Raw genomic sequence first — 25856 nt, forward strand, 5'->3', positions numbered from 1 at the left:
AACACTGCAAGTGTGTCTTGTCTCATACTCAACCTCTTAGTTCAGAAAGGGCAGTAGCGCGTTTGCAGCGGAGGCGGAGCCGTCACTACCTGCTGATGGGGGAGGATCGCCCGCTCTACGTCAACAGACCAAGCGTTAGCATCGGTCTTGCGGTCAAAGGTCCGCGCCTTGTATACGCCTTTCTTGCGCACTTGGGCGCGGTATTTCCCAGAGGGCAAACGTGTGATAGTGGCCACGGTGTGCAATTCCTGTGCAGTTGAAATCAAACCACATGCAAGGAATTTACAAGCCGTGTGCAATATGTGTGCAATTTTGGGTCAAAACGGACTGTCAAAGCATGACTAAACCTTTAAAGTATCGTGCAAAATTATCGGTTGCACCCATGATGGACTGGACCGATCGGCATTGCCGTTACCTGCATCGGATGCTTAGTTCTCAGACCTTGTTGTACACAGAGATGGTCACCGCCCCGGCGTTGGTGCGTGGTGGGGCGTTGCATTTGCTGGACTACAACCCGCAAGAGCATCCCGTTGCGCTTCAACTTGGTGGGTCTGACCCGCAGGAACTGGCAATGGCCGCGCGTTTGGGCGCTGAGGTAGGGTATGATGAAATCAACCTGAATTGCGGCTGCCCCTCGGATCGGGTGCAGTCCGGCACGTTCGGTGCCGTGCTGATGAAAGACCCAGATCGCGTCGCGGAGTGCGTGGCCGCGATGCAAGAAGCGGTCGATGTCGAAGTCACGGTCAAGTGTCGGATCGGGGTCGATGAACAAAACCCGGAAGAGGTCCTGCCCGAATTTTTGACCGCCATCCATGATGCAGGCTGCAAACGCGTGACGATCCACGCGCGCAAGGCGTGGTTGCAGGGGCTTAGCCCTAAGGAAAATAGGGATATTCCACCGCTGGACTATGATCTCGTCCACCGCATGAAGGCGGAATTCAACGCGCTTCACATCTCGATCAACGGTGGGATTGCCACGCTGGAGCAAGCGCAGGCCCATCTGGATGCTGGGCTGGATGGGGTCATGATCGGGCGGGCGGCGTATCACCAGCCTACCGAGATTCTGGCCGGGGCAGATCATCTAATCTTTGGGTCGGGCCAAGTGGCTGATCCGGTTGATGTCGTTCAAAAAATGGTGCCCTATGTCGAGCGGCACCTTGCCGAAGGTGGCCGTTTGCACCAAATCACGCGTCATATGTTGGGCCTCTTTGCCGGGCGTCCCGGTGCACGGGCTTGGCGGCGAGCTTTGTCCGAAGGCGCGGTGCATGAGGGGGCTGGGCCCGAGGTTATGTTGCAGGCGCTCGAGCGCGTTGCGCCTTTGGCCGAGGCGGTGGTGAACTAGGATACGGCGATTAAGCCGGTATGGGGGAAGAATGCCCGAGACGATGTTGCTGGCCCAGATGTTGGGCCTTTTGCTTGTGATCGGGGCGCTGGCCGGTGTGCTGGCCGGATTGCTTGGCGTGGGGGGCGGCATCGTTCTGGTCCCCGCCTTTTTCTATGCTTTTCAAACGCTCGGGTATGGTGGGCCGCAGTTGATGCAATTGTGTCTGGCGACCTCATTGGCGACGATCATCGTGACGTCGATCCGCTCGGTTCTGGCGCATAACAAGAAAGGTGCCGTGGACTGGGATATCCTGCGTGGCTGGGGGCCGGGGATCGCCATGGGTGCCGTCATTGGCGTGATGGTGGCGTCGGCGCTGCGGACCGAAGCGCTTCAGGCTTTGTTTGGTGTTCTTGGGATGGTCATTGGCGCCTATCTGGGACTTGGCAAGTCTGAATGGCGGCTGGGTGATGCCATGCCCAAAGGTGTCCGCCGGGCCGTTCTGTCGCCCAGCGTCGGGTTTCTGTCCGTGTTGATGGGGATCGGCGGGGGCAGTTTCGGCGTTCCGCTGATGAGCCTGTTCAACACGCCCATTCACCGTGCCGTGGCAACGGCAGCCGGGTTTGGTGTCATCATCGCAGTTCCGTCTGTTCTTGGGTTCCTGTTTCTTGATATCGCGCCCGAGCATCGGCCCCCGCTGACGATCGGTGCGGTCAATCTTGTGGCCTTTGCGATCGTTGTTGCCATGACAATGATCACGGCCCCCTGGGGGGTGAAACTGGCGCACGCGATGGACCCGAAACCTCTGAAACGAGTATTCGCCGTGTTTCTGACACTTGTCGCCCTGAATATGCTGCGTAAAGCACTGGGACTATGAGTGATTTTTGGCAATCGGGTTGGGTGAAATTCCCTTTTGATTCGACCCTTGCGGATTGGGTGAAGCATGCCCTTCCCGCCGCCCGAGCCACGACTTCGGACCCTGCCCATGCCGAGTGGCTGGATTGTGAAGGCACGTGGTTCATCGGTGTGGATGCGCTGGATAATGACGAACAGGGCAGGGTCGGTCAGTCCGGGGATCTGTCCGGGGCTGCCATGGATTTCATCCGTCAACATTACGGCGACTTGCCACTGCACAAGGGACAGGTTTCGGTCATCTATCCCGGCTACCCCCGTCCACGGCGCGGTGAAAGTGAGGCGGCTGGTCGGTACAGGTTGAACCGGGATGCCGCCCATGTGGATGGGCTGCGTCCAACGGGCCCCGATCGTCGGCGGCGTGTGGATGAGCCACATGCCTGGATTCTTGGTATTCCCCTGACCGAGGTCAGTGATAACGCGTCGCCCATGGTCCTGTGGGAGGGCAGCCATAGAATTCTGGGGCCCGCGTTTGCCAAGGCGTTGCAAGAAGCGCCGAAAGAAACAATGCACGAAGTCGATATCACTGACATCTACCAGGCCGCCCGCCGCGAGGTGTTCGAGATGTGCCCCCGTATCGAACTGCCTGCCAAGCCGGGCGAGGCTTATCTGCTGCATCGTCACTGTCTGCACGGCGTAGCGCCATGGCCTGACAGCGCATCGGCAGGCCCGGATGGACGGATGATCGCCTATTTTCGCCCCGAATTCACTGATGGTGTAGCCGCTTGGATAGAATCCCCGTAACCTCCGGTCATTGTTCAGGTTAGGAGGTTTTTCGATGATGACGATCCATACGAATTCAGATGGTGCCTTGATCGAAGTTGAATTGTCGGGCGAAATCACCAGCAGCGATTACAATGACACGCTTATTCCAGCTATCGAAGCAGCGTTGGCCGAGCATGACACGGTCCGTCTGATGGCCGTAGTTCAGCCGGAATTCAAGGGATACGACATCGGAGCCGCCTGGTCGGACACCAAACTGGGACTAAGCCATTGGCGCGGGTTTGACCGTATTGCGGTGGTGGCCGATCAGGGGTGGGTGCAGACGAGCGTTCGGTTTGCCGCCCCGATCATGCCATGCCCGATGCAGGTGTTTGAGCTTTCCGAGATCGAATCTGCCCGACGTTGGATGCGCGAGTCGCTTGGCTCGATCCATGTGACCGATTTGGGCGGTCCCTGCGTGCAGATCAGTCTGTTGGGCAAGCTGGATCCAGAGGAATATCAGAAGGCCGAGGCGAACCTGGACGCTTTACTCAGCGCCAAGGACGGTTTTCGTTTGCTGATCGACCTGCGGGAATTTGACGGGTGGCAGGGATTAACCGCATTAGCGGCACATTTCCGTCTTGCGCGCGGGCATGTTGGTATGCTCGACCGGGCCGCCATTGTTGGCGACAAGGCCTGGCAGCATCTGGCGCAAAGGGTCGCCAGTCATATTCTGGGGGCGAGGACGCAGTTTTTCCCGTCGGAAGAGTATCAAAACGCCAAGTCCTGGCTGTCGGCTGGGTAGCAGAATTCAACCAGTTCGAACCGCTATGTCTTTTGACGTTCAGTAAGACGTATTGTGTTCTTATTTTTGTTGATTGATGAGTCAACAACGGCCTATGTTGCTGGTGTTTTGCCGTGATACCACTGCGGGAAAACAACAAAGCTGAAGAGCGCTGCTGCGGGTTGCCACACACCCGACACACGTCGCTGGACTTTACCCCCTCGAAGTTCAGACCGACCCGCGGCAGCGCAGGCTCAGCTAGACCAAGCGGGCAGTTTCAGGATTTGTTCAATCGGGCCGAGCGACCGCCGCGGCGTTTGGCAAGTTGAGGCTTGCGTGCGGGCAGGGCCTCCATGATCTCGGCGCGTTCCGAGCTGTCCATCTTGGACCAGCGCGAGATTTCGTCGATGGTGCGGTAGCATCCGGTACAGATACGCTCGGTCGGGTGCACGACGCAGATCTGGATACAAGGGCTTTCGACCTCATTCCTTTTCCAAACCATGTTCGTCATTGGCGTATTCCGATCCTAAAGAAAGCGCAGCCTATCCAGCGCTCCTTGCAAGATATAACCAGCAGCGACGTGATCAATAACCTGTCCGCGACGTTTTCGTGTCGTATCCGCCTCTAACAGTGCTTTTTCTGCCGCAACTGTGCTGAGGCGTTCATCCCAAAACCCGATGGGGATATCCGTCAAACGCGCCATGTTTCGCGCAAATGCACGTGTGGATTGGCAACGCGGACCTTCCGAACCGTCCATGTTCTTGGGCAGCCCCAGCAAAAGCCCGCCAATTTCGCGGTCTGCGATAAGTTCCAGCAGCCGGGCAGAATCCAGCGTGAATTTCTTTCGCCGCACGGTTTCCAGCGGGCTGGCAACACCGCGCATTCGGTCGGACACCGCGACACCGATGGTCTTTTCCCCCAGATCAAGCCCCATCAGGGCGGTCATGGGGGGCAGTGACGCGGCAAAGTCTTCGAATACGTCGTGGATCATTGCAAAATTCCGGCTCGTTGAGCAGCGGCGGAAAGTGCTTGTAGCGCGCCTTCGTTATCCGCGAAAACGGACAGAGATTCTTCATAGATGGCCACCGCGCGGTCCCGATCTCCGACTACGCCGAGGGCATTGATCAATCGCGCCCATTCTTCGGGCGCGCCGCCCTCGGTTGCCAATCGATCCGACAGCTGGTCGATCATCCCGCGGATCATCTCCTGACGCTCTTCGACGGACAGTTCCGCGGCTGCGTCGATATCATCCTGACTGGGGCCTGAAGGCGTTGAAGCAGAAGGGATGTCCGGAGGATTGAAGACGCCTGCCCGAAACGCCAGATCATCCAGTTGCGCGCGAATGGCATCGGCCCAAGGTGCCCCTGCTGGGGAATCCCTCAGGGTGTCCACCCATATGCGGTAAGCGATATCCGGGCGCCCTAGCTGTGCCATCATTTGCCCCAAGTAATACTGCGCCGGGCCGTGCCGGGGATCGCGGGACAGGGCTTGTCTCAGCGCCTCTTCCGCCTCGGGCGAGACATATCCATTTGCGGCCAGAATCATCATTTCGGCCAAGTGTGAATAGGCGTCTGCCGACGCCGTCGAACCAGACAGCTCAATGACGCGCTCCTGCGCCTTGTAGGCCGCAGAAAAGTTTCCTGCATTCGACTCGTGCTGCGCCAAAAGAACATGACCCTGCAGGTCATCGGGCCGTTCCGCCACGGTGTCGCGCAATTGTTGCAACAAGGTGGCATAGCTTTCGTCCAACTGTGGCCGGGGTGCAGATGGCAAATCCGCTTCGAACTCAGATTGGCTGGGACGTTCTGCGCGCAAAACCTCGGCTCTTTCTATGCGTTGCGCCAAGGGCTGGTCGGGCAGCCCGGCGGCCCCTGTCTGTCGATACATCCACGCGCCGCCGCCAACCAGCACGGCTGCCACCACGACAATCGCAACACCCGTGGCCCAGCGGGGTGCGCCGCTTTGCGTCGTTTGTTTCTGCATCTGTGCGTCGGCTGCCAAAATGCGTCGCGAAATTTCCGTGCGGACGCGTTCCGCGTCGGCCTGAGCGATTACTCCTCTGGCCAAATCGCGATCAACGCTGGCAAGCTGTTCGCGATAAACGCGCAGGTCGTATGCCGCGGCCGGCTCGCGCGTTTTTTGTCCGCGCAGCATCGAGTAGCCAAGAAACAACGTGATCAGCAAAGCTGTCAGAATTATAAGGGCCCAGAAGGTCATTGTATCTCCAAGATGGCTGCTCTGACTTAGACCTCTGCACGGCCAGAAAAAAGGGACAAATGGCCGCGAACAGACTTCATGTCGCAATAATTGGGGCTATGTCGCAATAGTGCGATATTACGGCGTTGCGTGGCAGGGGACTATTGTCGTTACACGGCATATCTTTGGCCAATCACCGAACCGGATGGATTCGCTTATGAAACACTATTCAGCCTTTGCTGTGGCGCGCGAAGCGCTGCGCTATCACACCGGATGGGAGCGCGCCTGGCGTTCGCCCGAGCCCAAGAAGAAATACGACGTCATTATCGTTGGCGCTGGTGGTCATGGTCTGGCTACCGCGTATTACCTGGGCAAGAACTACGGCATCCAGAATGTAGCCGTGATCGAAAAGGGCTGGCTAGGCGGTGGCAATACCGGCCGGAACACAACCATTATCCGGTCAAACTATCTGCAAGATCCTTCGGCGGCGCTGTATGAGAAAGCGCGCGGCTTGTATGAGGACCTGAGTCAGGACCTGAACTATAACGTTATGTTCAGCCCGCGCGGCGTGATCATGCTGGCACAGACCCAGCACGAAATTCGCGGTTATCAGCGCACGGCACACGCAAATGCTCTGCAAGGCGTAAAAACCGAGTGGATTGGGCCTGAGCGCGTTAAACAGTTGGTCCCGATCATCAATCTGGATGGTCCGCGTTATCCGGTTCTGGGCGGTCTGTGGCAGGAACGCGGTGGCACCGCGCGCCACGATGCGGTGGCCTGGGGCTATGCCCGCGCGTGTTCGGCCATGGGCATGGACATCATCCAGCAATGCGAAGTTACCGGGGTGCGGTCGGACAATGGCCGCGTGGTTGGCGTTGATACCACCAAAGGTGCGATCGACTGTGAAAAACTGGGTATTGTGGTCGCGGGCCATTCCGGTCAACTAGCTGAGATGGCCGGTTTCCGTCTGCCGCTTGAGGCTGTGGCGCTGCAAGCGCTGGTGTCTGAGCCGATCAAACCCTGCATGGATGTGGTTGTGATGGCCAACACCGTTCACGGCTATATGTCGCAATCCGACAAGGGTGAGATGGTGATCGGCGGCGGCACCGACGCCTATAACAACTTCACCCAACGCGGTTCGTTCCACCATATCGAGGAAACCGTGCGGGCGTTGGTCGAAACTTTCCCGATGATCTCGCGCCTTAAGATGCTGCGCCAATGGGGCGGGATCGTGGACATGACCGGCGACCGCTCGCCAATCCTGTCCAAGACGCCTCTGCAGGGCTGCTTCATCAATGCGGGCTGGGGCACCGGCGGCTTCAAGGCCATTCCGGGATCGGGTTGGGGCATGGCGCAACTGATGGCCACAGGTCATTCACCGCTGACCGAAGCCTTCACGCTGGATCGTTTCAAAGAGGGCCGCTTTATCGACGAAAGCGTTGCCGCCGGGGTGGCGCACTAAGGGCACTGTCCGAGGTGACCACAACACAGAATACTGGTCGGCCCATCTGCCGACCGACCGACAAAAGGATGAACACATGCTGATCCTGAATTGCCCCTATTGCGGCGTCGATGCCGAAGAAACCGAACTGGCCGCTGGCGGCGAAGCGCACCTAAAGCGCTTTGGTCCCGGCTCGTCGGATGATGATTTCCACGACTACCTGTTCATGCGAGAAAACCCCAAGGGCGTTCACTTGGAACGCTGGCGCCATGCAAATGGCTGTGGCAAATGGTTCCACGCGGCGCGCTGCACAAACACTCTTGAGGTGTTCGGAACCTATTCGGCGCAGGTGTCTGAACCGCCGCAAGAGATCAAGGACGCCATCACCGCCAAGCGTCCCGGCTGGACCTGGAGAGAGTTCGAATGATCCGCCCAGCCAATAATAACTTCGCCTGCGAAAGGTCCGCAAAATGAGCACCCGTCTCGCAAATCAAGGCCGGTTGATCGACCGGTCGAAACAGGTAACTTTCACCTTCAACGGCACCTCGATGCAGGGGTACGAGGGCGACACGCTTGCCTCGGCCCTGCTGGCAAATGATCAGATGATGATGGGCCGGTCGTTCAAGTACCACCGTCCGCGCGGCGTTGTCGCCAGCGGTGCCGAGGAACCGAACGCTCTGGTCGGTTTGGGGCAGGGCAACCGGTTCGAGCCGAACCAGCGCGCCACCACGACCGAGTTGTTCAATGGGTTGACCTCGATCTCGCAGAACCATTGGCCGAATCTGGAATTCGACATCGGTGCGGTGAACACCTACCTTTCGCGCTTTTTGCCTGCCGGGTTTTATTACAAGACGTTCATCCACCCCAAACCCTTCTGGAAGCACGTCTACGAGCCGTTCATCCGCCAGTCTGCCGGATTGGGCAAAGCGCCCGACAAGGACAGCCGCGATTCGGACACCTATGAGCATTTCTATCACTTCACCGATGTTCTGGTGATCGGCGGTGGTGTGGCCGGTCTGCAGGCGGCCAAAGCCGCGGCTCAATCCGGAGCCAAGGTCATGCTGCTTGAACAGACCGCCCATTGGGGTGGCCGCGCTCCGGTTGATGGCGGCACCATTGATGGCGCTCCTGTGGATAAGTTCGTGGAACAATTGGTTTCCGAACTAGAAACAATGGACAACGTCATCCTGCGCAACCGCTGCATGGGTGCGGGTGTCTACGACCATGGGTATGCGCTGGGCTATGAGCGTCTGACTGACCACAAGCCGGGCACCCAAGGTCCGCGCCACCGCCTGTGGCGCATTCGCGCGAAACAGATCGTAACCGCCACCGGCGCGATTGAGCGCCCGCTGTCCTTTGCGGGCAACGACGTGCCGGGTGTCATGTTGGCCTCGGCCATGCGCGACTATGTTGTGAACTGGGGCGTGACCCCGGGTGAGCGTGTGATTGTCGCCACCAATAATGATGACGCTTATCGCACCGCCATCGCCCTGAAGAAAGCCGGTGTGGACGTGCTGCGTGTGGTCGATGCGCGCGACACGGCTGGTCCGCTAGCGGATGAGGCGCGCGAACTGGGTATCCGTGTCGACCCCGGCAAGGCGATTGCCAAGGTCAAAGGCGGCAAGCGCGTCAAGAAGGTTGCCATCTGCAATCAGGAAGGCATCGGCGGCGCGCGGGAAGAGGTCGAATGCGACGCGGTCGCCATGTCGGGCGGCTGGTCGCCGGTCGTGCACATGTGGTCGCATTGCGGCGGCAAGCTGATCTGGGATGATGCCAACGCGCATTTCCGCCCCGATCCGTCGCGGCCTCCGCTGGGGGTCGATGGGGAAGGGTTCGTGCTGGCGGCGGGGTCGTCCAACGGCCCGCTGGCGCTGGGCGACGTTCTGACCGACGCCGATGCGGCGGGCAAGGCGGCAGCCAAAGCGGCTGGTTTCTCAGCGAAACGCATAAAGGCACCGGTGGGTGAGACTACGGCCGAAGCTCCGATGGCCGCCGTCTGGCTGATGCCTGCCAATGCCGAGATCGGACTGCGGATGAAATCGTGGCTGGATTTCCAGAACGACGTCAAAGTATCCGACGTCCAACTGGCTGCGCGCGAAGGTTATGAAAGTGTCGAACACACCAAGCGTTACACTACGCTGGGTATGGCAACCGATCAGGGTAAGTTGAGCAATATAAATGGCTTAGCGATCCTTGCTGATGCGCTGGATTCGGAAATTCCGAAGGTCGGAACCACCACGTTCCGACCGCCCTATACGCCCATCTCGCTGGCGTCGATTGGTGGCGAAGCCCGTGGTGAGGTGTTCCAGCCGATCCGTCAAACCCCGATGCACAACTGGCACGACCAGAACGGTGCAGACTGGGAGCCGGTCGGCCATTGGCGCCGGACCTATGCTTATGTTCGTCCCGGTGAATCTGTGCATGAAGCCGTGAACCGCGAGGTGAAGAACACTCGCGAAAACCTCGGCCTGCTGGACGCCTCGACCCTGGGTAAACTGATCGTCAAAGGCCCCGATGCGGGCAAGTTCCTGGACATGATGTATACCAACATGATGTCTACACTGAAGGTCGGCAAATGCCGCTATGGCCTGATGTGTTCCGAGAACGGCTTCCTGATCGACGACGGTGTTGTTGCCCGCATCGACGAGGACACATGGCTGTGCCACACCACCACCGGCGGGGCCGAGCGTATCCATGGTCACATGGAAGAATGGCTGCAGACCGAGTGGTGGGACTGGAAAGTCTATGTCGCCAACGTGACCGAGCAATACGCTCAGATCGCCGTGGTCGGCCCCAACGCCCGCAAGGTGTTGGAAAAGCTGGGCGGCATGGACCTCAGCAAAGAGGCGCTGCCGTTCATGGAGTGGCGCGACGGGAAGATCGGCGAATTCGATTGCCGTGCCTATCGCATCTCGTTCTCGGGCGAGCTGTCCTATGAGATCGCGGTTCCTGCAAGCCAAGGGCAGGCGTTCTGGGATGCTTTGATGCAAGCTGGAAAAGAGTTCGGTGTGATGCCCTACGGCACCGAATGTCTGCACATCTTGCGGGCCGAAAAAGGCTTTATCATGATCGGAGACGAAACCGACGGCACCGTTATTCCACAAGATTTGGGGCTGCATTGGGCGCTGTCGAAAAAGAAAGAGGACTATCTGGGAAAACGTGCCCATTCGCGGACCCATATGGCCGATCCCGAGCGTTGGAAATTGGTGGGGCTTGAGACTGTGGATGGTTCTGTCATTCCCGACGGTGCTTACGCAGTGGGCGAAGGCGTCAATGCCAACGGTCAACGCAACATGATCGGACGTGTGACCTCGACCTATTACTCGGCCAATCTGGACCGAGGAATTGCGATGGGACTGATCAAGTTCGGCCCGGACCGGATGGGCGAGATTGTCGAGTTTCCGGGAACCGACGGCAAAATCTATAAAGCCAAGATCGTCGATCCGATCTTCTTCGACAAAGACGGGGAGAAGCAGAATGTCTGAACCCATCAGCGCACTGAACCACGCCAGCTATGATGGCATTGCCAAGGTTACGGAATGCGGCCTGCAGGGGATGATCACGCTGCGCGGCGATCTGTCCGACAAGGTGCTGGCCAAGGCCGTTAAGGTTGCCACTGGCCAGAAAATACCCGGCCAGCGTGAGGCGTTTGTCAACGGGGACACTGGCGTTTGCTGGATGTCGCCGGACGAGTTGCTGGTGCTGGTGCCTTATGCCGAGGTGAACACGAAACTGGCTGCGATGACCGAAGCATTGGGCAGCACGCATTCGCTGGCGGTGAATGTCTCGGACGCGCGGGCCGTGTTTAGCATATCGGGCGCAAATGCGCGCGAAGTGCTGGGCAAACTGGCCCCTGTCGAGTTGTCAGCCGAGGCCTTCCAACCCGGCCAAATCCGCCGTTCACGTCTTGCGCAGGTGGCCGGGGCGTTCTGGATGGACGACGCGGAAACCTTCCGCGTGGTCTGTTTCCGCTCGGCCGCAGATTACGTTTTCAAACTGCTGAAAGTTGCCGCCCAACCGGGCAGTGAGGTGGGCGTTTACTGAACCTAGTTTCAGTCTTGAGAGCTGGGTGAGGGGGCTTTGCCCCCTCGGCCTTGCGGCCTCACCCCCAGGATATTTTTAGCCAGATGAAGAGCGGATTTCTGGTCAGGGTTTTGTGCTGAACAGGAAAGTCGGGAACTGGGTCAGGGCGCGGTTTCCGGTGAGGATCGACGCCCCGGCTTCGCCGGTGAACGGATCCTGACACTGGTCATAGAAGGCCAGTGTGTCGGCCAGTTGTTTCATCGCGGGTGCGCGGTTTTCCGCGTCGAGATAGGGCGCGTGGGTCGACAGCAGCAGGGCGGGGTTCGTGGCCTGTAACCACGGGGTTAAAGAGGACAGGACCGGGTACTCGGCCCCTTCGATATCCATTTTTACCAAAGCAACGTCTGACAGATCGACGGCGGTTGCGAATTGATCCCAGCCGATCGTCATTGCATCTGTTCCGTGGCTGCCGTCATGCAGTAGGGACGATGTTGAATCGCCAGCCTCGCCATGGGCGGACGCCATGCGCGTCACGCCGAACCCATCCGACAGGGCGATGCTGAAAGCCGAGACGTTTCGGATGTCGTTCAGATGCAGGTTCCAGACCAGATGACGGTAGGCGACGGGGTCGGGTTCAAAACACCAGACATGCCGAGCGCGGCGAGCGGCATAGAGGACAGTGGGACCAATCCATGCGCCGATATCCAGATAGTCGCGGTCGGGCGACAGGTATTTGTCCAGTACCGCAAAGGTCTCGGGCTCCCAATTGCCTTGGGACGCCTTGCGCCAGAATTTCGAATGGTAGGGGTCCAGACGGAAATGCTCGCCGTTCAGGTTGCCTGCATAATACCCGCGGGCGCGGTAAAACATCTTGCGCGCCTGTGTCAGCATCGCGGACCTCCGGGTTTTCTTGTCTCTGCCCTTGACCTATCGGCGTAGCCAAAGCATTTAACCTTGGGAACCGCAACTTACATTTAACAGGGGGCCGACATGGCTTTTGAACTTCCTGATCTTCCTTATGCACATGACGCGCTGGCAGCCAAGGGTATGTCCGCGGAAACATTGGAATATCACCACGACCTGCACCACAAGGCCTATGTCGACAACGGCAACAAGCTGATCGCAGGGACCGAGTGGGACGGCAAGACGCTGGAAGAGATCATCGTTGGCACCTATGACGCGAACGCTGTCGCCCAGAACGGCATCTTCAACAACATCAGCCAATTGTGGAACCACAACCAGTTCTGGGAGATGATGGGCCCCGGCAGCAACGCTATGCCCGGTGAGCTGGAGAAGGCTCTGACCGAAAGCTTCGGCTCGGTTGACGAATTCAAGTCGCAATTCAGCGCCGCTGGTGCCGGTCAGTTCGGCTCGGGCTGGGCATGGCTGGTCAAGAACACAGATGGCTCGCTGGCCGTGACCAAGACCGAGAACGGTGTGAACCCTCTGTGCTTTGGTCAGACTGCGCTGTTGGGCTGTGACGTTTGGGAGCACAGCTATTACGTCGACTTCCGTAACAAGCGTCCGGCTTACCTGTCGAACTTCCTCGACAATCTGGTGAATTGGGAAAACGTCGCTTCGCGGATGTGATCCTTGACCCGTCGAGGGTTTATCAAGGGCCTGCTGGCGGTGACGCTGGCAGGTCTTTTTGTTGCGGCCTATGGGTTTTTCATAGAACCCGCGCTTCGGTTGCGGGTAAAGCGCTGGCGGGTTCGGCGTGATGACTGGACTGCGCCTCCGCTTCGGATTGCGGTTTTGTCGGATTTACACGTCGGGGAACCCCATGTCGGACTGAAGCGCATTGAGCAGGTTGTTAAACGCACGAATGCGCTGGCACCGGATCTGATTCTGCTGTTGGGCGATTATGCGGCCGGTCACAGGATGGTGTCCCAACCGGTTCCAATTGCCGATTTGGCGCCTGTGCTGGCCGGGCTTGAGGCAAAACACGGCGTCTTTGCCGTTTTGGGCAACCACGATTGGTGGGATGATCTGGCTGCGCAACGGCGTGGGGGTGGGCCGAATATCTATGCTGAGGCCTTGCGCCAGAATGGCATCCGGGTTCTGTCGAATGATGCGGTGAAGCTGGAGGGCGCAGGGTGCTGGCTGGCCGGGGTTGAGGATCAGCTCGCCATTGTTACGGGGCGGGGGCGATATCGGGGTTTGGATGATCTACCCGCGACCCTGTCCCAAGTCACCGATGAAGTTCCGGTCATATTGATGGCCCATGAGCCTGACATTTTTCCGAATGTGCCAGACAGGGTCGCGCTGACACTGTCGGGCCACACACATGGAGGGCAAGTGCGCCTGTTCGGTTGGTCGCCTATGGTGCCGTCGCGGTTTGGCAACCGTTATGCCTATGGTCATGTTCGCGAAGGTCAGCGCGATTTGGTTGTGTCCGGAGGCATTGGATGCTCGATCCTGCCAGTCCGTTTTGGCGTGACCCCTGAAATCACGGTCGTAGACCTGTCCGCCTGACCGATGGGTGGAATCCTGCCGCTCGGTTCGCTTTTGATTGCGAATGGGATTGTATGGACAGCAACAGTGCTTACGTAAGGTGAGCGGAGGGAGAGAGCCGCCAATCAAATGGATAATAGACTGGAAACGCGCAAAAAACCTTGGGCGCGTCACTGTAGAGCTGTGTCTGATGGATGAGGGATGGTCACATAAAACCATAGCAGGAGATCACGATGGTCGCACTTTCACAGGGAACTTGGGTTGTCATTGCCGATGGGGAAAAGGCGCTGTTTATGGAGAATATCACCGACGCCGACGATCCTAATCTGGTCGTTGTTTCGGTTGAGGAAAACGATGCACCTGCTACCCGTCCCACGGATCGGGCAGGGCGCCGCCCCGACACCGGACCGAACCAAAAATCGGCAGTCGAGGAGGCCAAGTGGAAAACCCATGCAAAATCCCTGTTTGTGCAGGATGTGGCCAACCTGCTGAATCGCAAAGGGCTGACAGGCGCGTATAAGCGTTTGGTTTTGGTCGCGAGCCCTCACGTTCTGGGCTTGCTGCGCCGACGTCTTCACAGCGAAGTTCTGAGCAAGGTCGTCGCCGAAGTCGACAAGACCCTTACCAATCATCCACTTCACAAAGTTGAACAGGTTTTGACCAACCGTTTGAAACCGGCGGTTTAAGACCCAATCCCAAAGCGGGCGGTGACGCCGCCCGTTTACGCACCGGGTTCGGACAGGAGTGGCCGCAAGGCAGACATCGCCGCGTGCGGGCTATCGACCCATGTGATGAAATCGGCCAGAGAGCTGTCTGCGAAACCCTGACCGATGACCTGCTGTACCAGGTCGTGCAAGGCGTCCCAGTATCCATCCACGTTCATGACCAGAATGGGCTTGTCATGCAGGCCCAATTGCCGCCATGTCAGCGCCTCGAACAGTTCGTCCAGCGAGCCCGGACCACCGGGTAGAACCACGACGGCGTCCGCGTTCATGATCATGACTTTCTTGCGTTCGTGCATCGTTTCGGTGACCACGAAACGTGTCAGGTCGGTTCTACCAACTTCGCGCTGTAGCAGGTGAACGGGGATGACGCCGAACGTATCCCCTCCGGCGGCTTGTGCGGCACGCGCGACCTCGCCCATCAACCCTACATCCCCGGCACCGTACACCAGCCTCCAGCCTTCAGTTGCAAGAAGCTGGCCGAATGTGCGGGCGGCGTCGGAATAGGCTGAGTTCACACCATTGCGTGACCCGCAATACACACAGACGGATTTCTGGGACATAAGAGGGCTTCTCCGGGGTTGTATCTGGGGTTTTGACCCCTGATAGCGAGATTGATAGATTGGCTCAACCGTCTGGCAGAATGCGTTGCTCTGAAACCATTTGCGCGGCGGACTGAAAGGAAAATGATGGACGCGAAGTCGGAAAACGAAAGCCCGGGCCCGAACACCTGGGTTGTGATTGTCGGTATTCTGGTTCTTGTCGGCGCAGGTGGTGCGTATTGGTCGGGTGTCTTTGACGCTGCTCCAGAGGAAATCACGACAGAAACTGAAGTGGCGGCACAAGCACCGGACGAAGCTGTCGAAGAGGAAACCCCGACAGAAGCCGAGGTAACGTCGACCGAGCCGCAGCAGACAGAACCGACTGCCGATCAGCCACAAACGACTGAACAGACCGCGAACCAAGCCGAACCCGAAGCAACGGATGGCGATGCGCCGCCTCAGGTTGCTGCGGAAGCCACGCCACCGACCCTGGACCAGATTTTTGTAGAGCCGGACGGCAATGCGGTCTTGTCCGGAAACGCCGAGCCGGGTGCCGTAGTTCGCGTTCTGCTGGATGGTGAGGCTGTGCACAGTTTCACGGTGGACGGCAGCGGACAGTTCGCGGAATTTGTCAGCATCCCGTTTTCCAACACCGCGCGTGGCCTGACGTTGGAAACAGATGCGGGGGAAGAACCGCTGCGCTCCGATGACTACCTCATCGCGGCATTGCCGGAACCACAAGTCGAAACACCGGCGCTGGAAAACTCTGAGAGCGGGGAGGCACAGACCGACGTTGCGCAGGAGTCGAACACAGAGATCGACGAAGCCGCGCCGACCGAGACAGCCGAAGCCTCCATCGAACCGCAGACAGAGCAGACCGCGCAAACCGCTGAGCCACAAACTGAACAAACCGCTGAGCCGCAGGCGGAGCAGACCGCGCAAACCGCTGAAGCTGCGCCTGAAGCTGTTCAGAACCAGCAGGTTACTGTTTTACGTTCAGGTGAAGATGGCGTGGAGCTGGTGCAGCCTCCTGCGTCTCAGGCAGGAGAGGCTGAACAGGTCGCGCTGGATACGATCGGGTATTCAGACGAAGGTGAGGTTGAGCTGACAGGCCGCGTACCGGACGGGTCTGTTGTGCGACTGTATTTGAACAACCGCCTTGTCGCGGATTTGCCGCCTGCGGATGACGGCAAGTGGCGCAGCGAGCTTGAGGGGGTTGATCCCGGTGTCTACACCCTGCGGGTGGATGAAGTCGGCTCGGACGGGACCGTCGTCAGCCGCCTAGAGACTCCGTTCAAACGCGAACCGCTAGAAGTTTTGCGCGCAAGTGATGCGCCAGACAGTTCCGCAGAGCAATCGACACAGGCCACCATCCGATCGGTGACCGTTCAAGAAGGCGACACCCTTTGGGCCATTTCACGCGAGCGGTACGGTGACGGCATACTGTTTGTGCGCCTATTCGACGCTAACCGGGACTCGATCCGCGATCCGGATCTGATCTATCCCGGGCAAGTCTTCACCATTCCGGAATAAACCTGTACCTCTGGCCCTCTTGGGTCGGGGGTCCATCTCTGACCGCAGTATTGGTACGTGATGAGACGAGCAGCCCCTATGCATTCTGATGATATGTCCGAGATCGACGAGCAACGATCCGGTTTGCGCACGATCCGCAAGGTCGCGCCCTATCTTTGGCCCGAGGATGAACCTTGGGTAAAGCGACGTGTTGTACTGGCAATGGGAATGCTGGTGCTGGCAAAGCTCATCGCGGTCTATACGCCGATTCTCTATAAAGGCGCGGTCGATGGTCTGGCGGGTGAGGGGGTGCCACCGCTGGCGTTGGGTGCTGTTGGTTTGACCGTTGCCTATGGCGTGGCCCGGATGATGACTGTCGGCTTTCAACAGCTACGCGATGCGGCCTTTGCGCCTGTCGGTCAACGCGCGCTGCGCGCCTTGGCGCTTGAGACGTTCAGGCATATTCACCAGCTTTCGATGCGCTATCACGTCACGCGCCGGACCGGGGGCCTTAGCCGGATTATCGAACGGGGTGTAAAGGGCGTTGAGTTCCTGTTGCGGTTTCTGCTGTTTTCCATTGGTCCCCTGATCCTTGAACTGTTGTTGGTCGCGATCATCCTGATGTGGCTGTTCGATGTCTGGTATCTTGTGGTCGTGGCCGTCACGATCGCCCTGTATATCTGGTTTACCTTCGCGGTCACCGAATGGCGCGTGAAGCTGCGCCGCGAGATGAACGATCAGGATACCGAGGCCAATCAACGCGCCATCGACAGCCTTCTGAACTTTGAAACGGTCAAGTATTTCAACGCGGAAACGCGCGAAGCGGAACGCTATGATGTGTCGATGAAGGCGTATGCGGGCGCTGCGCTCAAGACGGCCTATTCGCTGGCGTTCCTGAATTTCGGACAGTCTTTCCTGATCACCTGTGGCCTGATCGGCGTTATGGTTCTGGCGGCCATCGGCGTGCAAAATGGCACCCTGACCGTTGGTGACTTCGTGATGGTGAACGCCTATATGATCCAGATTACCGTACCTTTGAACTTTCTGGGTACGGTCTACCGGGAAATCCGTCAGGCCCTTGTTGATATGGGCCAAATGTTCGACTTGCTGGAGCAGCCCGCCGAAGTCACGGACAAACCTGACGCGCCGGATGTGGTGGTTTCAGGGGGCGAGGTGACGTTAGAGGATGTCCGCTTTGGCTATGACGCGGATCGGGAAATCCTGAAGGGGGTTTCGCTAACCGTTCCGGCCGGTCAAACGGTGGCGATTGTCGGGGCAACGGGTTCTGGCAAGTCCACGATTGGCCGCTTGCTGTTCCGATTCTACGACGTAACCGGCGGAACACTAAGGATTGATGGGCAGGATGTACGCGATGTGTCCCAAGACAGTTTGCACGCGGCCATAGGCGTCGTGCCGCAAGATACCGTTCTGTTCAATGACACCATCGGCTATAACATTGCTTATGGACGTGACAATGCCACGCAAGACGACGTGGAAGCGGCGGCCAAGGCGGCGCAGATCCATGACTTCATCATTACTTTGCCCGAAGGTTATGACACCAAGGTTGGTGAGCGTGGTCTGAAATTGTCAGGCGGTGAAAAGCAACGCGTCGGGATCGCGCGGACGTTGCTCAAGAACCCGCCAATCCTGTTGCTGGATGAGGCGACATCGGCGCTGGACACTGACACCGAAAAGGACATTAAGGACGCCTTGGCGCGCGCGGGTGAAGGGCGAACCGTCATTACAATCGCTCACCGGCTCAGCACTATTGCCGAGGCGGATCGTATCGTCGTTCTGGAGCGCGGTGAGATCATCGAACAAGGCACACATGATGAGTTGCTAGAGCAAAACGGGCGCTATGCCCAATTGTGGAACCGGCAGCAAAACGACTTGGAAGCCGCGTAGTATTCTTGTGCGGGGCATAAAGAAAAGGGGGCCGGTTCTTGACCGGCCCCTTCTGATTCATTCGGCTGCTTTGAGAGGAGAGCCCGGCGGTGCATCCGGTGTGCGATCCGTTTCGGGCTCTACCGTCCATGGTTCTTCGGTCCAGATCACCTCGGTGGCTTGCGCCTGGCGCGCCGCTTTTCCGATGGCCATGTCCTGCGCGACCTGACTGGATCGACCCGCTGTTGCGCGTGCCAGAAGTTTGCCCAACCAGATCGTATAGGTCGAAACCCACACGCGCAGCGCCAGGAAAGAAGGCGTTACGATCAGGGTCAGAACGGTCGCAATGCCAAGTCCGAACACCACCGCCGTTGCAAGCTGTTTCCACCACAATGCGGTGGGGCTGTTGATGGAATAGCCTCCGTTGATGAAGTCGAGCGAAAGGCCGAACATCATCGGTGTCAGGCCTGCCATCGTGGTCAGGGTGGTCAGCAGAACCGGGCGAATGCGGGCTTCGGCGGTGCGCACAATGGCCTCAATCCGCGGCATATAGCGGCTGTATTCCTGATAGGTGTCAATCAGGACAATATTGTTGTTCACCACAATTCCCGCGAGGGCCACAATCCCCGTTCCGGTCATGATGATCGAAAACGGCTGTTGCATGACCAGCATCCCGATCAGGACCCCGGTGGTCGAAAGAACAACCGCCAAAAGGACAAGAACGGAATTGTAGAACGAGTTGAACTGCGCCAACAGGATGACAAACATCAGACCCAAGGCCCCGGCAAAGGCGTTCATGAGGAACGCGCCGGATTCTTCCTGATCTTCCTGATCACCGGTCCATTCCCAGCTTACCGCGCTGCCAAGCGGATCGGTTTCAAGCCATTCCGTCAGGACTGCGATCCGTTCATTGGGATTGATTGGCGCGATGCGCGCGTCGCCCGAGGCGATCTGCGATCTAACCTGTTCGGCGTCCAATACTCCGGTTGTCTTTACAACCTCGTATTCGGATCCGTTCGGTCCGGTGACGGTCGCACCTTCGGGTGTTGCGTCGTCGGTCAACTCTCTGACGACGGCCACACGCTCTTCCGATCCATCAGCAGCTTCTATGATCACCTTGCTCAGGCCGGGCTCTACGTCGGCTTTGACATCGTAATACCGCTGCTGATTCACGCGGTCGATCTGGGCCAGTTTCGCCACGGGCTTGCGGGTGACAAAGTTCGACAAGGGCACAAGACCATCCGGCGTTCGGACCTTGAGGGTATCGAGGGTCGAAAGAACGCGGTCTTCGTCGGGCAGGCGGACGCGGATTTCAATCTCTTCATCCACGTTTTCCGGGCGCATTTCACCCAGCAAAAGCCCACGTGTCACCAACTGAACCATGGCGCCGACCGTGGCGACATCGGCGCCAAAACGACCTGCCTTGGCCACATCGACGTCAATCTGCCAATCAATGCCGGGCAGGGGAAGCGTGTCTTCGATCTTGATCAGGCCGGGTGTGTTATCAAACACATCGCGTGCGGCCAGTGTTGCCGCGGTCAGCTCTTCCCAGCCATCGCCCTTGATGCGCAGATGGACCGGTTTGGCCGAAGCCGGACCTTGGGACAGGGGCAGAATCTCGACAATTATGCCCGGAATCTCGGCTAGTTCCGCGTTTAGCTGATCCAGCACGAAATCGCCGTCATAGTCTGGCGCAACAGTTTGCCGATCGACAAGCCCACCGAGGATGGGTTCGGACACGTTCGGCCGATCTTCCCATGGAATGATTTCAAACTGTACGCGACCAACCGTGTCAGCGGGTGCCTGTGCACCGCCATTATTCTGGCTTAGGCCACCTTCGCCAGCGAAGGAAAAGACATTGATAACCGCAGGGTGCGCGCTGATGATTTCTTCGGCGGCCAGCACCATCTCGTCTTTTTCCGCCAATGAGATGTTGCCGCGCGCTCTGACATATGCCGTTGCTTGCTCAGGCTCATTCTCGACGAAAAACTCTACGCCGCGGTTGTTGCTGCCATAGATGGACATGACCGTGACAACCGCAAATCCGACGGCGACAATAGACACGATCGGCATGATCGGATTGCCAACGAGGAACTTGATGACGTGGCCAAAAGGTGTGTGTTCGCGGACCGTGTGTACATGCTGATCCGGGGTGCGCTCGATCTTGGCCGCGCTCAGGGTCACGGACCCGGCAAACGCGCCAAGGATAAACAACAGCGCACCAAAGAGCATTCCACCCGGCGTTCCCGCAGGCAGCAGATAGGCCGGGTTTAGAACCTGCATTGCCCCCAGGAAGATCATATAAAGCGACGGGGGCACCATCACGACACGCAGCCACCACGGGGTGCGCGCTTTCAGCCATTCAGAAGAATGGTCGAAGAAACGGCTCAGCCGCCCGGAAACACCGCCCATAACGGGTAGATAGATCAGGGCCACGATCAACGACGCAGACAGAACGAAGATCAGCGTGACGGGCAGCATTCCCATGAACTCACCCGGAACACCGGGCCAGAACAGCATGGGAAGAAAGGCGCAGAGCGTTGTCGCCGTGGACGACACGATAGGCCAGAACATCCGCTGCGCCGCCTCGACATAGGCGTGCATCGGGCCAACACCTTCCTTGATGCGCTTGTCGGCGTATTCCACAACAACGATCGCCCCATCGACTAGCATACCCACCGCCAGGATCAGGCCGAACATCACGATGTTGGAAATACTGACGCCCATCACGGCGAGGAAGGCAAAGCACAGCAGGAACGATGTCGGGATAGCAAAGCCCACCAGCAGCGCCGCGCGCGTGCCCAGCGACGCCAGAACCACGATCATCACCAGTGCAATGGCCGTTAGGACCGAACCTTCAAGTTGGCTGACCATTGAACCCACGATGCGGCTTTGGTCATTCGACGTGCCCAGTTCGATCGCAGCCTGCATCTCGGGCGGCCACTTGGCCTGCGCTGCGGCAATGGTCGTTTTGACAGCCTCGACCGTGTCGATCAGGTTGTAACCTTTGCGCTTGACCACTTGCAGGGCGATGGTGGGCTCACCGTTAAAGCGAGCCGTGCCTTCGCGATCTTCGAAAGTATAGTTGATCTGCGCCAGTTCGCCCATCGTGACGACCCGGTCTCCATTGACCTTGACCGGCAGGTCATAGACGTCTTGCGCGGTTTTGAAGGACGAGGGGATCTTGACCGAAAATGTCCCTTGCTCGGTCTCGACTTCACCCGCTGCGATAAGCTGGTTGTTGTTTTGGACGACGTTGATCAGCTCGGCTGCGGTGACGTTGTACGCTTCGAGCCGAAGCGGGTCGATGATAACCTCAAGCAGTTCATCACGATTGCCCGCAATCCCTGCCTCAAGAACCGAATCCAGCGATTCAAGCTCGTCCTGCAAGTCTTTGGCGACGCGGGCCATTGTGCGTTCCGGCACGGCCCCGGTCAGGTTGACGATGACGATCGGGAATTCCGAGAAGTTGATCTCGAACAGCGAATACTGCTCAGCGCCCTCGGGGAATTCGGCCTGTGCGCTGTTCATCGCGTCGCGCACGTCGGCCATGATCGCGGTTTTGTCCCAGCCAAAATCGAATTCCAGCGCGACCCCTGCATACCCTTCCGAGGCCGTGGACGTCATTTCCTTTAGGCCGTCCAGATCGGCCAGCTCGGTCTCCATCGGCTTGACCAGAAGGTTCTCAGAATCTTCCGCCGAAATGCCGGGGAATTGAACCGAGACGAACAGGGCAGGGATTTCAATGTCGGGCTCGCCCTCTTTGGGCAAATTGACATAGGCAAACCCGCCCACAACAAGCGAGATTGCGATAAAGGCCAGAACCATTCGCGCCCGGCCAGCAGCCCAACTGACGATTCCGGTCATTTTGCAGCGTCCCGATAGGTGGGCTTAACGCTTACGCCACTTGTCACGAATTCCTGCCCGATGACGATTATATCCACGGTTTCAGGAAGGCCGCCGACCCATACGCCTTCCGACGTGTCACGCAATAGCTCGACAGGGAAGAAATCGGCAACGTCGCCTTGCCCGACGGTTCGAACTCCAACCTGACCTTCTTTATTGAGCGTCAGGGCAGATTGCGGCAGCAGATGCGCCTTGGCCCCTTCGGCAGAAATACGGATGTCTGCGGTTTGCCCGTCTCGAATGGCAAGTTCGGGGTTCGGCACAGTGATCTCAACCTCGAAAGTCCGGGTTGTTTCGTCGGCGGACCGGCTCAGGAATGTCACGCGGCCCGCAACCTGTAGGCCCGTGACCAGTTGCGCCGAGGCCTCGGAACCTACGATGACACGGTTAACTTCGGCCTCGGGGACAAAGCCTACCAGTTTGATCGGATCAAGCTGAATGACGGTTGCGCAAAGCGATCCGGGCTGCATCAGGCTGCCTAACTCGGCCGTGTCGCTTTCCAGCAGACCCTTGAAGGGGGCCTCGATCGTCTGGCGGTCAATTTCCCGTTCTGCGGCGGCGACCTCGGCTGTTGCCGCTTCAATCCCTGCGCGCGTGGCTTCCAACCCAGCTTCGGCCGTCTTTACGCCTGCTTCGGCGCTTCGCATTGCAGCCTGACTGGATATCCTGCGTGTTTCCGAGCCGAACCCGGTTTCCGAAAGTTTTTGCGCAGCCGTCAGGTTGATCTGAGCTTCTGCGACCAGGGCATGTGCTTCTTCAAGTCGTGCTTCGGCTTCGGGGATACGGCTTTCGGCCTCAAGCTTGCCTGCCATCGCCTCAGCAAGGCTGGCGGGGCGGGTGCCGGGATCCAGTTCACACAGCAGGTCGCCCGATTCTACGAACGTTCCTTTGCGCTTTGGTTCCGAAATGACCGTCGAGGTCGTTTCGGCCAGAACTTCGACCTGTCGGTTGGCTTTTGTCTGACCGCGCAGCAACACGGCGCTGTCAATCTCGCGCGCTACCGAGCGAACGGCCACCACGCCGATAGCATTCCGATTCTCGGATGCGGAGCCTTCGGATTCATCCGCAGATGAAGGGCTTGCCTCGGCTTCGGCCCGGCCAGCAATCGCAAATAGGGTATCGCGTTCAAACACAAGCAGGAATAGTGCAACGACCACCAGCAACGCATTTACGATTGAAATCAAACGCATTCAGAATTTCTCCCCAAATTCTTCGCCCGGATTTCTACGGCGCCTAATCTTAAATGTGGGGCGCATTATGTATCTTTTCCACACTGAACTGAATAGTTCGGTTTGTTTTTTTCCGCAAGCGGTGTTCAACCCACCTAAAATGCCCAAAATCGCACCCTTGGCTTGGCAAGGTCGCCGGGGTATGACATTGCGCCATACGTAATTGAATTAGCCCGGAGCGCAGGGATGAGCGACGTCGACAGTTTTATTGATGAGGTGACCGAAGAGGTGCGCCGTGACCGTCTGTTTCTGCTGCTTCGCCGGTGGGGATGGGTTGGTGTGCTGGCGGTTGTCTTGATTGTTGGCGGCGCCGCATTCAATGAAATCCGCAAAGCACGCGCGACGTCGCAGGCCGAAGAACTGGGCGATGCGATTCTTTCGGCGCTGGCTCAGAATGACTCGGCTGAACGGGCCGGTAGCCTGGAAAGCGTCGCGGCGGCTTCACCGGGTGGCGATGCGGTAGTAGATATGCTGTTGTCTGCGTCCCAATCCGAGGCCGGTTCGGTGGAAGAGGCTGTGAACAACCTGAATGCCATTGCGGTTCAGGGTGATCTGCCGGAAATCTACCGCGCGATTGCGACGTTCAAGGCGTTGCTTCTGCAAACCGATACCCTGCCAGCAGCGGACCGGCGTCAGCAGTTCGAGGCTTTGGCCGCACCCGGCGCTCCACTTAGGTTGTTGGCCGAAGAGCAACTGGCCCTAATCGACGTATCCGAAGGCAATGTCGACGCCGCTATTGAAAGATTGCAGGCGCTACGGCAGGACGCCGAGATTGGCGTTGACCTTCAGCAGCGCGCAGCCCAGTTGATCGTGGCACTGGGTGGTGAACCCGAACCGTTGGTAGCCCGGCAGGGATGATCCGCAGCGTAACGAATAATGGCAGGCGAGTTCGGAAAACCATGGTAACAAATCTTCTTTCTCGAGTTGGATTGTCGGTTGCGGCTGTATCCCTGACCGTTCTTGCGGCGTGTGAGGAACCCGAAGTCATCCTGCCCGGTCCGCGCGAAGACATCCGTCCTGCGGCGGATACCGAAACGGTCGAGACGCGCGGGTCCAAGCCAATCAGCCTGCCGGCTCAGAAGGCGAATGCAAGTTGGCCGCAAAGCCCAGGAACGGCAGCGTTCCGCACGACAAACGCTCAACTTCGGGCCACGCCTCAGCGGGTTTGGTCCGCGTCGATCGGCAAAGGTGACTCGCGCAAGCAGCGGATCACGGCGGAACCGGTTGTCGCCGGTGGATTGATTTACACGCTCGATTCCGGGGCGACGGTTTCCGCCGTTTCGCCCCAAGGCCAACGGGTCTGGAGCACGGATCTTATTCCTGCTTCGGACGGTGACTCGGACGCGACTGGCGGCGGCATCGCTTATGCCGATGGTGTATTATATGTCTCGTCCGGATTTGGGCGGCTGACCGCGCTGGATGCTAGATCCGGTGCAATTCGGTGGCAAAAACGTCTGAATGCGACTGGCAGCGGCGCTCCGCTGGTGAATGGTGGCCTGTTGTATCTTGTGGCCGGTGATGAAACCGGTTGGGCCATTGATACCAAAGACGGCCGCATCGCGTGGCAGATTCAAGGCACGCCAAGCGTCGGCAATGTGCTGGGCGCGCCTGCGCCTGTGATCGCGTCCGAATTCGCGGTCTTCGCGTTCGGGTCTGGTGATGTTTCCGCAACCTTCCGCAAGGGGGGTATCCGTCGGTGGAACGCCTCGGTCGCCGGAGGACGGCGGGGTCGGGCCGCAGCTCAGATCATTGACGTGACCGGTGGTCCGATGGTGTCTGGTGACACGATCTTTATCGGGAACCACTCGGGCCGGACCGTGGCCTTTGATGCAAGCTCGGGCGAGCGTAAATGGACGGCGGATGAGGGTGCGGTCGACACGGTTTGGCCCGCCGGGAACAGCCTTTTCCAAATCAGTGACCGCAGTCAGCTTATTCGTCTGGATGCTGCGACGGGTGAAGTTGTCTGGGCGCAGGACTTGCCCGGCTTTGTGAAGGACAAGCCTAATCGCCGGGGCCCCATTGTGGCGCATTACGGGCCGATCATGGCTGGGGGGCGTCTGGTGATTGCATCCAATGATGGATACCTTCGGTTCTTCAGCCCGGTTGACGGCACCCTTGTGCACCGCGTCGAAGTACCCGGCGGTGCGACCACGGCACCGGTTGTTGCCGGGCAGACGCTTTATGTCGTGTCCACCAAAGGTGATCTACACGCTTTCCGTTGACCGAAA

The 25856-nt window shown here is 58.6% G+C and carries 22 protein-coding genes; 15 read left to right on the plus strand and 7 right to left on the minus strand.

All coding sequences use genetic code 11. The annotated features are described in order from the left end of the window. The first annotated feature begins 337 nt into the window (after positions 1–337). Genes dusA through RUESEDTHA_RS10255 form a run of 4 tightly spaced genes read left to right on the plus strand, consistent with a single transcriptional unit; the run spans position 338 to position 3740 of the window. A complete protein-coding gene (gene dusA / locus RUESEDTHA_RS10240) occupies positions 338–1342 on the plus strand; it encodes a tRNA dihydrouridine(20/20a) synthase DusA (RefSeq protein ID WP_180886636.1) in 1005 nt (334 codons plus the stop codon). 31 nt (positions 1343–1373) lie between these two features. After that, positions 1374–2198: a sulfite exporter TauE/SafE family protein gene (locus tag RUESEDTHA_RS10245; RefSeq protein ID WP_180886637.1), complete on the plus strand. Its 825-nt coding sequence runs from the start codon at positions 1374–1376 to the stop codon at positions 2196–2198. Further along, positions 2195–2977 carry a hypothetical protein gene (locus tag RUESEDTHA_RS10250; protein WP_180886638.1) on the plus strand — a complete coding sequence of 261 codons (783 nt, stop codon included), beginning with the start codon at positions 2195–2197 and terminating at the stop codon, positions 2975–2977. Before RUESEDTHA_RS10245 ends, RUESEDTHA_RS10250 begins: the two co-directional genes overlap by 4 nt. A 34-nt stretch (positions 2978–3011) precedes the next feature. Continuing rightward, positions 3012–3740 carry an STAS/SEC14 domain-containing protein gene (locus RUESEDTHA_RS10255; protein WP_180886639.1) on the plus strand — a complete coding sequence of 243 codons (729 nt, stop codon included), beginning with the start codon at positions 3012–3014 and terminating at the stop codon, positions 3738–3740. Positions 3741–3996: 256 nt separating this feature from the next. Here RUESEDTHA_RS10255 and RUESEDTHA_RS10260 read toward each other — a convergent pair whose 3' ends face one another. Genes RUESEDTHA_RS10260 through ccmI form a run of 3 tightly spaced genes read right to left on the minus strand, consistent with a single transcriptional unit; the run spans position 3997 to position 5936 of the window. Then, a complete protein-coding gene (locus RUESEDTHA_RS10260) occupies positions 3997–4230 on the minus strand; it encodes a DUF1289 domain-containing protein (RefSeq protein ID WP_180886640.1) in 234 nt (77 codons plus the stop codon). 15 nt (positions 4231–4245) lie between these two features. After that, complete coding sequence (ruvX, locus tag RUESEDTHA_RS10265; protein ID WP_180886641.1) at positions 4246–4710, minus strand: Holliday junction resolvase RuvX; 465 nt, start codon at positions 4708–4710, stop codon at positions 4246–4248. Beyond that, positions 4707–5936, minus strand: coding sequence for a c-type cytochrome biogenesis protein CcmI (gene ccmI / locus RUESEDTHA_RS10270; protein ID WP_180886642.1), 1230 nt, complete (start codon positions 5934–5936; stop codon positions 4707–4709). The genes ruvX and ccmI overlap by 4 nt, the downstream gene beginning before the upstream one ends. Positions 5937–6132: 196 nt before the next feature. Here ccmI and RUESEDTHA_RS10275 point away from each other — a divergent pair, with 196 nt between their 5' ends. The 4 genes from RUESEDTHA_RS10275 to RUESEDTHA_RS10290 all read left to right on the plus strand — a co-directional run bounded on the left by RUESEDTHA_RS10275 (position 6133) and on the right by RUESEDTHA_RS10290 (position 11400). Next, positions 6133–7377: a sarcosine oxidase subunit beta family protein gene (locus tag RUESEDTHA_RS10275; protein ID WP_180886643.1), complete on the plus strand. Its 1245-nt coding sequence runs from the start codon at positions 6133–6135 to the stop codon at positions 7375–7377. A 76-nt stretch (positions 7378–7453) separates the two neighbouring features. Further along, positions 7454–7783 (plus strand): sarcosine oxidase subunit delta, encoded by a 330-nt coding sequence (locus RUESEDTHA_RS10280; protein ID WP_171122116.1) that lies wholly within the window; start codon positions 7454–7456, stop codon positions 7781–7783. Positions 7784–7826: 43 nt separating this feature from the next. Further along, the gene (locus tag RUESEDTHA_RS10285; RefSeq protein WP_180886644.1) at positions 7827–10841 is read left to right on the plus strand and encodes a sarcosine oxidase subunit alpha family protein; all 3015 of its coding nucleotides are present in this window, start codon (positions 7827–7829) and stop codon (positions 10839–10841) included. Then, the gene (locus RUESEDTHA_RS10290; protein ID WP_180886645.1) at positions 10834–11400 is read left to right on the plus strand and encodes a sarcosine oxidase subunit gamma; all 567 of its coding nucleotides are present in this window, start codon (positions 10834–10836) and stop codon (positions 11398–11400) included. Before RUESEDTHA_RS10285 ends, RUESEDTHA_RS10290 begins: the two co-directional genes overlap by 8 nt. Positions 11401–11502: 102 nt before the next feature. Here the strand turns inward: RUESEDTHA_RS10290 and RUESEDTHA_RS10295 are convergent, their stop codons facing one another. Then, a complete protein-coding gene (locus tag RUESEDTHA_RS10295) occupies positions 11503–12270 on the minus strand; it encodes an FkbM family methyltransferase (RefSeq protein ID WP_180886646.1) in 768 nt (255 codons plus the stop codon). A 99-nt stretch (positions 12271–12369) separates the two neighbouring features. Here RUESEDTHA_RS10295 and RUESEDTHA_RS10300 point away from each other — a divergent pair, with 99 nt between their 5' ends. From RUESEDTHA_RS10300 to RUESEDTHA_RS10310, 3 genes are all read left to right on the plus strand, one after another. Continuing rightward, positions 12370–12969, plus strand: a complete 600-nt coding sequence (locus RUESEDTHA_RS10300) for a superoxide dismutase (protein ID WP_180886647.1) — start codon at positions 12370–12372, stop codon at positions 12967–12969. 3 nt (positions 12970–12972) lie between these two features. Next, the gene (locus RUESEDTHA_RS10305) at positions 12973–13854 is read left to right on the plus strand and encodes a metallophosphoesterase (protein ID WP_180886648.1); all 882 of its coding nucleotides are present in this window, start codon (positions 12973–12975) and stop codon (positions 13852–13854) included. 212 nt (positions 13855–14066) lie between these two features. Beyond that, entirely contained in the window at positions 14067–14519 is a 453-nt protein-coding gene (locus RUESEDTHA_RS10310; RefSeq protein WP_180886649.1) for a host attachment family protein, read from the plus strand. 35 nt (positions 14520–14554) lie between these two features. On the opposite strand, the gene RUESEDTHA_RS10315 is transcribed toward RUESEDTHA_RS10310, so the two are convergent. Beyond that, positions 14555–15118 carry a TIGR00730 family Rossman fold protein gene (locus tag RUESEDTHA_RS10315; protein ID WP_180886650.1) on the minus strand — a complete coding sequence of 188 codons (564 nt, stop codon included), beginning with the start codon at positions 15116–15118 and terminating at the stop codon, positions 14555–14557. A 123-nt stretch (positions 15119–15241) separates the two neighbouring features. On the opposite strand from RUESEDTHA_RS10315, the gene RUESEDTHA_RS10320 reads away from it, so the two are divergent. Then, positions 15242–16630, plus strand: a complete 1389-nt coding sequence (locus tag RUESEDTHA_RS10320) for a LysM peptidoglycan-binding domain-containing protein (RefSeq protein WP_255431680.1) — start codon at positions 15242–15244, stop codon at positions 16628–16630. Between the two features lie 78 nt (positions 16631–16708). Further along, entirely contained in the window at positions 16709–18514 is a 1806-nt protein-coding gene (locus RUESEDTHA_RS10325; protein ID WP_180886651.1) for an ABC transporter ATP-binding protein/permease, read from the plus strand. A 57-nt stretch (positions 18515–18571) separates the two neighbouring features. Here the strand turns inward: RUESEDTHA_RS10325 and RUESEDTHA_RS10330 are convergent, their stop codons facing one another. Next, entirely contained in the window at positions 18572–22360 is a 3789-nt protein-coding gene (locus RUESEDTHA_RS10330) for an efflux RND transporter permease subunit (RefSeq protein ID WP_180886652.1), read from the minus strand. Further along, a complete protein-coding gene (locus RUESEDTHA_RS10335; protein WP_180886653.1) occupies positions 22357–23589 on the minus strand; it encodes an efflux RND transporter periplasmic adaptor subunit in 1233 nt (410 codons plus the stop codon). The genes RUESEDTHA_RS10330 and RUESEDTHA_RS10335 overlap by 4 nt, the downstream gene beginning before the upstream one ends. A gap of 225 nt (positions 23590–23814) precedes the next feature. Here RUESEDTHA_RS10335 and RUESEDTHA_RS10340 point away from each other — a divergent pair, with 225 nt between their 5' ends. Both RUESEDTHA_RS10340 and RUESEDTHA_RS10345 read left to right on the plus strand, forming a co-directional pair. Beyond that, positions 23815–24486: a hypothetical protein gene (locus RUESEDTHA_RS10340; protein WP_180886654.1), complete on the plus strand. Its 672-nt coding sequence runs from the start codon at positions 23815–23817 to the stop codon at positions 24484–24486. A 41-nt stretch (positions 24487–24527) separates the two neighbouring features. After that, positions 24528–25850 (plus strand): PQQ-like beta-propeller repeat protein, encoded by a 1323-nt coding sequence (locus RUESEDTHA_RS10345; protein ID WP_171126500.1) that lies wholly within the window; start codon positions 24528–24530, stop codon positions 25848–25850. Positions 25851–25856 lie beyond the last annotated feature (6 nt).

The organism is Ruegeria sp. THAF57 (assembly GCF_903914075.1).
Classification (GTDB): domain Bacteria; phylum Pseudomonadota; class Alphaproteobacteria; order Rhodobacterales; family Rhodobacteraceae; genus Ruegeria.